6 protein-coding genes are annotated in these 6677 nt (G+C 68.1%); all 6 read right to left on the reverse strand.

Annotated elements, in window-relative coordinates:
* A partial coding sequence (locus tag DK254_RS04920) for a FimV family protein (RefSeq protein ID WP_371921096.1) occupies window positions 1–465 on the reverse strand: 465 nt, incomplete at its 3' end.
* A gap of 281 nt (window positions 466–746) precedes the next feature.
* Window positions 747–1181, reverse strand: a complete 435-nt coding sequence (gene slyA / locus DK254_RS04925) for a transcriptional regulator SlyA (RefSeq protein WP_109932667.1) — start codon at window positions 1179–1181, stop codon at window positions 747–749.
* Between the two features lie 94 nt (window positions 1182–1275).
* Entirely contained in the window at window positions 1276–2292 is a 1017-nt protein-coding gene (locus DK254_RS04930; protein WP_109932669.1) for a DUF2804 domain-containing protein, read from the reverse strand.
* 94 nt (window positions 2293–2386) lie between these two features.
* Window positions 2387–3544: a diguanylate cyclase gene (locus DK254_RS04935; RefSeq protein WP_109932670.1), complete on the reverse strand. Its 1158-nt coding sequence runs from the start codon at window positions 3542–3544 to the stop codon at window positions 2387–2389.
* A 34-nt stretch (window positions 3545–3578) separates the two neighbouring features.
* The gene (locus DK254_RS04940) at window positions 3579–3863 is read right to left on the reverse strand and encodes a hypothetical protein (protein WP_109932672.1); all 285 of its coding nucleotides are present in this window, start codon (window positions 3861–3863) and stop codon (window positions 3579–3581) included.
* 85 nt (window positions 3864–3948) lie between these two features.
* Complete coding sequence (gene recQ, locus DK254_RS04945) at window positions 3949–6093, reverse strand: DNA helicase RecQ (protein ID WP_109932674.1); 2145 nt, start codon at window positions 6091–6093, stop codon at window positions 3949–3951.
* Between the last annotated feature and the right edge of the window lie 584 nt (window positions 6094–6677).

The raw sequence follows: 6677 nt of genomic DNA on the forward strand, positions 1-6677 counted from the left end.
GCGGCTGGCCGCCGGCCCGCTGTCGGCGCCGCGTGCGGGGGTGCGCTGGGCATAGGTGCCGCCGGTGTAGCCCGGCGGGTCGATCAGCAGCGTGTACTCGCGCAGCAGGCGGCCGTTGGGGCGCTCCAGCTCGAGGAGGAAGTTCAGGTAGGGCTCGTGGATCGGCTGGGTGGACACCACGTGGATGTAGCCGCGGCCGTTGCGGATCACCGGGGTGAAGCGCAGGCTCTGCAGGAAGGTGGTGCGGTCCACGCCCATGCGCTCGAAGGTCGCCACGTCGGCCAGGCGGGCGATGAGTTCGTCGCTGCCCAGGTCACCGGGCTGCAGCAGCTCGATCTCCGCATCCAGCGGCTGGTTCAGCGCCGAGTGCAGGGTGATGTCCCCGAGCCCCAGCGCGTGGGCCTGGGAAGTCATGAGAGCCGAGAGAACGGCCATTGCCAGCGGCAAGCGAGTGAGTCGAGCCATAGGTCCCATCCCAGTTGTGTCCAGGTCTGCAGGCCATCCGTGACCCAGCGGTGCAGTCGGTCATGCTGTCCATGCAATATAGACGCCCATCCGGAGCGTGGGGTTGCCGGGCGATGCCATGGCGGCCCGTTGCCATCACGATTAGATACAGGCCCGTTCTAGGTCAAGACAATTCGTCGGAAAGCTGGCGAAATGCCTGAATGCACCCCTGAATGAATGACGGCCCCCGCAGGAGCCGTCAGAAGTTTGGCAATTCTACTCGAAAAAGTGTGAAGAATCGCTCAGTTCTTTTCCAGGTTGGAGAGGATGCGGGAGAGGAGTTTCTGACAGGTTGCAATGTCCGCCTCGTCGATGCCGGCCAGGACGTCGTTGCGCACGCTGGCGGCGATGCTCTCGATGTCGGCGATCAGCACGTCGGCCTTGGGCGTCAGGCAGATGCGCTTGGCGCGGCGGTCCTCGGCCACCGCCTGGCGGCGCACCAGGCCCTGGGCTTCGAGGCCGTCGAGCAGGCGCGCCAGGGTCGGGCCCTCGACGCCGACCGATTGCGCGAGTTCGCGCTGGGTGGGGATGCCGGAATTGCGCGCCAGGTGCAGGAGCACCAGCCAGCGGGCCTGGGAAAGCCCCAGGTGGCTGAGGCGGCGGTCGAGTTCGGCGCGCCATGCACGCGAGGCCTGGGCCAGCTGGGTGCCGAAGTAGTGCTTGTCTTTATCTGTCATTGTGCTGCAGCAGTTTCAGGCTAATTGATTTGGCTAATTATTAGTCGGCTAATCAAGGCCGTACAATGACATTTTGTCGCAGGGCTTTGCCAGTTCACCATTTGGCGTACTGGTCCTCGACGAACCCCCAGAGATCGTCGATGACCACCGGCGCACGCCCATGGGGGCGCAGCTCGCCGCGGAAGCGCCCGAAGATCTGCTTGAAGTTGCTCGCCAGCAGGCCCAGGTTCAGGCGCTCGCGGTGCAGGCCGCGGGCCTCGAAGGCCAGGTCCACCTGGCCGTCGAAGGAGCTGATGCGCCAGAGCCCCAGTTCCTGGTCGCGGTCGAACGCGAAGCGCACGCTGTCGACCTTGCACAGTTCGCCGTCGAGCCAGAAGCAGTTCTCGGTGAAGCTGGTCTCGTTGACCCCGCACGACAGGTTCAGCCCCACCCGCCGGCCCTGCGCCTCGCCGGACAGGCAGGCCCAGTTCCAGAAGGTCTCGCGGCGCATGTAGCCGGCCGACCAGTCGTGGTGGGCGAAGGCGTCGATGGCGCCCAGGTCGAAGTCGCCCAGCGCGCTGCGCACCTGGCCCTCGCAGCGCACCCCGGCGACCTTGCGCGCGTACACCCAACCGTTCACCGCCGTGGGCGTGCACAGGCTCATGGGCTGGAAGGCCGGCTGCTGTTCATCGAAGCTCGCATCGATGCGCGTGCCGTCGTCCAGCTCCACCAGCAGGCGCTTGCGCAGCGGCCCGGCGGCGTTCTCCAGGCGCAGCCGGTTGCGCCCCTGGCGCAGCTCGCAGGCGCCGTCGTCCGGGCGTTGCGAGAAGTGCGTGCCGATGCCCAGCGGGCACTTGAAGCGGCGTTCGAGCATGCGCCCGCTGCGCGGCTCGTAGAGGTAGACGAAGCCGACGGCCACCAGGCTCAGCTCGGCCAGGGCGCAGCCGCCGATCAGCTGCGGGCTGATCAGGCCGAAGTACTGGAACTGGTGGAAGTTGCGCCACTTGCTCAGCGCCCCCAGCTTGCGCCCCATGGGCGAGCGGTAGTCGAAGTCGCGGTGGTTGATGGCCTGCGGGGTTTCGGCGAACACCCCGTAGTGGGGCTGGCCGTTGGCCTGGATCAGTCGCTCCATGGGGAAACGCTCGGCTGCGGGGTCGGCGGCATCCTAGCACCGGCGTGCCAGGGCACGCAGTCACCGGCGGCGCCAGGGCGAGGGACCGAATGGGTCAGGCCACCACCTGGTTGCGGCCGAACGCCTTGGCTTCGTAGAGGGCGCGGTCGGCATGGGCGTAGATCGCCTGCAGGGCCGAGGGCGCGCCGGGCTGCAGGCAGGAGACACCGATGGACAGCGTCACCTCCGCCGCCGTGCTCGAATCCTCGTGGCTGATGCCCAGGCCCTGCACCGCCTGGCGCAGCACCTCGGCGCGCTGCCGGGCCTCGTCCAGGTCGGTGCCGTAGAGCAGCACGGCGAACTCCTCGCCGCCCAGGCGCACGGCCATGTCCAGCGGCCGCCGCGCGCTGGCCGCCAGAGCCGCGCCTATGCTGCGCAGCACCTCGTCGCCGGCCTGGTGGCCGTAGCGGTCGTTGTAGGCCTTGAAGTGGTCGACGTCGCAGAGCAGCAGCGACAGCGGCGTGCCATCGCGCTGGGCCTGGCGCCACAGGCGCTCCAGCTGGCGGTCGAAGCTGCGCCTGTTGTGCAGGCCGGTCAGGGCGTCGTGGTCGGCCATCTGGCGCATCAGCCGGCTGATCAGGAAGTGCTCGCGGGACTTGTACTCCAGCAGGTAGCAGCCCACCGCGCCGACCAGGTTGCCCAGCAGCAGGAACACCAGGTTGTTCAGCAGCTTGGCCGGCGCCAGGCCGGCGTACAGCTCGCAGCCCAGGTAGGCCAGGAGGATCAGCGAGGCCGAGCCTAGCGCCTCGGAAAAACGCAGGCCGACCAGGAAGTAGGCGGCCATGCTCACCAGCAGCAGGCCCTCGTAGGGGTAGCCCGGGTCGACGCGGTGGGCGATGCCCACCACCACGGCTGCGCCGATGCCCACGGCGAGTATGCAGGCGATGCTCAACGGCACCATCAGCCGCACGAAGCGGCGCTGCAGGATCAGCCCGCCGCAGATCACCAGCAGCACCAGCACCGCGCCGCGCACGGCGAGCAGGTCCCAGTGCTGCGGGGCGGGGATCAGCAGCAGGTCGATGGCCGCCAGCGCCAGCCAGGCCAGCACGGCGAAGCCCAGGGCGCTGCACTTGAGGGCGAAGTTGTCTTCCAGCAGGTAGGCGCGGTACTCGCCCTCCAGCGGCGCGTCGAAGCGCAGGCGGCGGAAGCCGCGGGCGAGCTGTTCGGCATAGGGGTTGGCGCGCACGTCGTCGAGCCAGGCATGGTGGGGCACGTTCGCCTCTTCTGGTGGAGGTCTTGGCCACACCTTAGCCGTTAGCGACGCGCGTCACAAGTTTGTCGCTTTCCTGCGCCATTTCCTTGTCAGCTATCACAGGGCCATCACCGCTTCCACGAGCGGCGAGCCGGAGGGGCGGCGCGCTCGCCTGCGGCGTTCTTTCCGCCGTCAGCAGCAACAGCAGGATTTCGCACAGGGCGACGAAGCCCAGCCCGCGCAGCAGCGCAGCCGGCCCTGCGCGCCCTTCCGGAAGCTCCAGGGCGAGCAACCCGCACAAGCCGGCGAGCACCACGGGTACGGCAACCAGACGCCACATGGCAACGATTCCTCCCTTCCTTAGTACGTCCAGCTTGCAAGCCGCCGCCGTACGGGGAAATGGGACGAATCCGAAAGCCCTTCTCTCAGACTTCCAGTTCGGTCTGCAGCGCGGCGCGCACGCAATGCAGCACGCCCTGCGGCACGCGGCCCTCGAAGCGCTCGGCCAGAGCCGCCACCGGCGGCAACTCGCCCTCCTCGTCGAGGAAGGCGTCCTGCACTTCGGCAAGCAGCTCCTCGGGCAGGTCCAGGGCCTGTTCCAGGCTCAGCTGCTGCGCGGCGATGGCCTCGGCCAGCAGGTTGTAGACGTTCTTCTCGGTGCAGTCGAGCTGGCGGGCGATCTGCGCCGGGGTCATGCCGGCGCGGGCCAGGCTGACCAGTTCGTGGCTGAGGTCGACCACCGGCGCCGGCGTGGCGGGCGCCGCCTCGGATTCGGTGAGCACGTCGAGGAAGGCCTGGCCGTAGCGCTCCAGCTTGCGCGCGCCGACGCCGCTGACCTGGGCCATGGCGGTGAGCGTGGTCGGCTGGCTGCGCAGCATTTCCAGCAGGGTGGCGTCGGGGAAGATGACGTAGGGCGGCACCGAATGCTCCTGCGCCAGCTTGCGCCGCAGGGTGCGCAGGGCCTCCCACATCTCGCGCTCTTCCTGGCGCACCAACTGGCTGGCCGGGCTGGCGCCGCCGGAGGACGAGGACTTGCTGCGCTGCGGCTTGGGATCGCGGCGCAGGGCCAGCGTCTCCTCGCCACGCAGCAGCGGGCGGCAGGCTTCGGTCAGGCGCAAGCCGTTGAAGCCGTCGACGTCCACATCGGCGAAGCCACGGGCGACCAACTGGCGGAACAGCGTGCGCCACTCCTCCTCACCGCGCGCCTTGCCGATGCCGAACACCGCAAGGTGCTGGTGCCCGACGCTGCGTACCTTCTCGGTCTCCTTGCCGAGGAGGATGTCCACCAGATGGCCGACGCCGTAGCGCTGGCCGCTGCGGTAGATCGCCGACAGGGCTTGGCGCGCGGGTTCGGTGGCGTCCCAGGTTTCCACCCCATCGACGCAGATGTCGCAATGCCCACAAGGGTTGGGCATCACCTCGTCGAAGTAGGCCAGCAGCGCCTGGCGCCGGCAGCGGGTCTCCTCGCACAGCGCCAGCATGGCTTCGAGCTTGTGCCGCTCCACTCGCTTGTGGCGCTCGTCGCCCTCGGAGTTCTGCATCATCTGCCGCAGCAGCAGCACGTCCTGCAGGCCGTAGGCCATCCAGGCGTCCGCCGGCAGGCCGTCACGGCCGGCGCGGCCGGTTTCCTGGTAGTAGGCCTCGAGGCTCTTGGGCAGGTCGAGGTGGGCGACGAAACGCACGTTGGGCTTGTCGATGCCCATGCCGAAGGCGATGGTCGCGACCATGATCAGGCCTTCCTCGTTGAGGAAGCGCTTCTGGTTGAAGGCGCGCAACTCGTTGGACAGCCCGGCGTGGTAAGGCAGCGCCGGGAAGCCCTGGTTGGAAAGGAACTCGGCGACTTCCTCGACTTTCTTGCGCGACAGGCAGTAGACGATGCCGGCATCGCCACGGCGCTCGGTGAGGAAGCCGAGCAGCTGCTTGCGCGGCTGCTCCTTGGGCACGATGCGGTAGAAGATGTTCGGCCGGTCGAAGCTGGAGAGGAACTGCTCGGCGTTCTGCAGGTGCAGGCGCTGGATCATCTCCTCGCGGGTGCGCATGTCCGCGGTGGCGGTCAGGGCGATGCGCGGCACGTGCGGGAACAGCTCGGCGAGCTGGCCCAGCTGCAGGTATTCGGGGCGGAAGTCGTGGCCCCACTGCGATACGCAGTGCGCCTCGTCGATGGCGAACAGGCCGACGTTCAGGCGCTGCAGGAAGTCCAACATGCGCGGCTGCACCAGGCGTTCCGGGGCCAGGTAGAGCAGCTTGATCTCGCCACGCTGCAGGCGCGCGGCGATGTCCCGCTGCGCCTCGGGGCTGAGCGAGGAGTTCAGCGCGGCGACCGGCACGCCCAGCTCGTCGAGGGTGGCGACCTGGTCTTCCATCAGCGCGATCAGCGGCGAGACCACCACGGTCAGCCCCTCGCGCAGCAGCGCCGGGACCTGGAAGCACAGCGACTTGCCGCCGCCGGTGGGCATCAGCACCAGGGCGTCGCCGCCGCTGGCCACGCGTTCGATGATGCGCGCCTGGTTGCCGCGGAAGGCGTCGTAGCCGAATACGTCTTTGAGGATGCGCTGGGCCTGGTCGAGCATGGGGGACTCCGTTTCGAGCCGGGCATTATACGCAAGCGGGGCGATGGGGGTGGGTCAGCCGTCGCAACGGACGAGGATGACGGATGCGAAGGGGGCATGATCGCGGACGGAGTCCGCTCCTGCGCCGTGCCTGCCAGCAACCTGTAGGAGCGGGCCCTGCCCGCGATTTCGCGCGCAGGGCGCGCTCCTACAATGGGAATGGCGCGGGTGGGGCGGCGCAGGAGCAACTGTCTTGCAGCCCGCGCCGAAATGCTCTTCGTAGGAGCGAGCTTGCTCGCGAATAAACCCCGCTGCGGAGTCCGTTCGCGAGCAAGCTCGCTCCTACAGGTTGCCGGAAGGCGTGGCATTTCCCTGTAGGAGCGGACTCTGTCCGCGATTTGGCGGATAACGCCGTAGGCGTTATGCGCCCTACGAACTATCGCGAACGACCCAGGGTTCGCGAGCAAGCTCGCTCCTACGAAAAGCAAAAGCGCTTTTGCTCTGGCGTTTGGACTTCCAGAGAAACCTCCGAGCGCACCGGAACGCCCCTTCAGAAGGCCGAGCGAAACCGGCGCTCAGGAGGTCATGCGACATGGATGTCGCTA

The organism is Pseudomonas sp. RW407, from assembly GCF_003176655.1.
Lineage (GTDB): Bacteria > Pseudomonadota > Gammaproteobacteria > Pseudomonadales > Pseudomonadaceae > Pseudomonas > Pseudomonas delhiensis.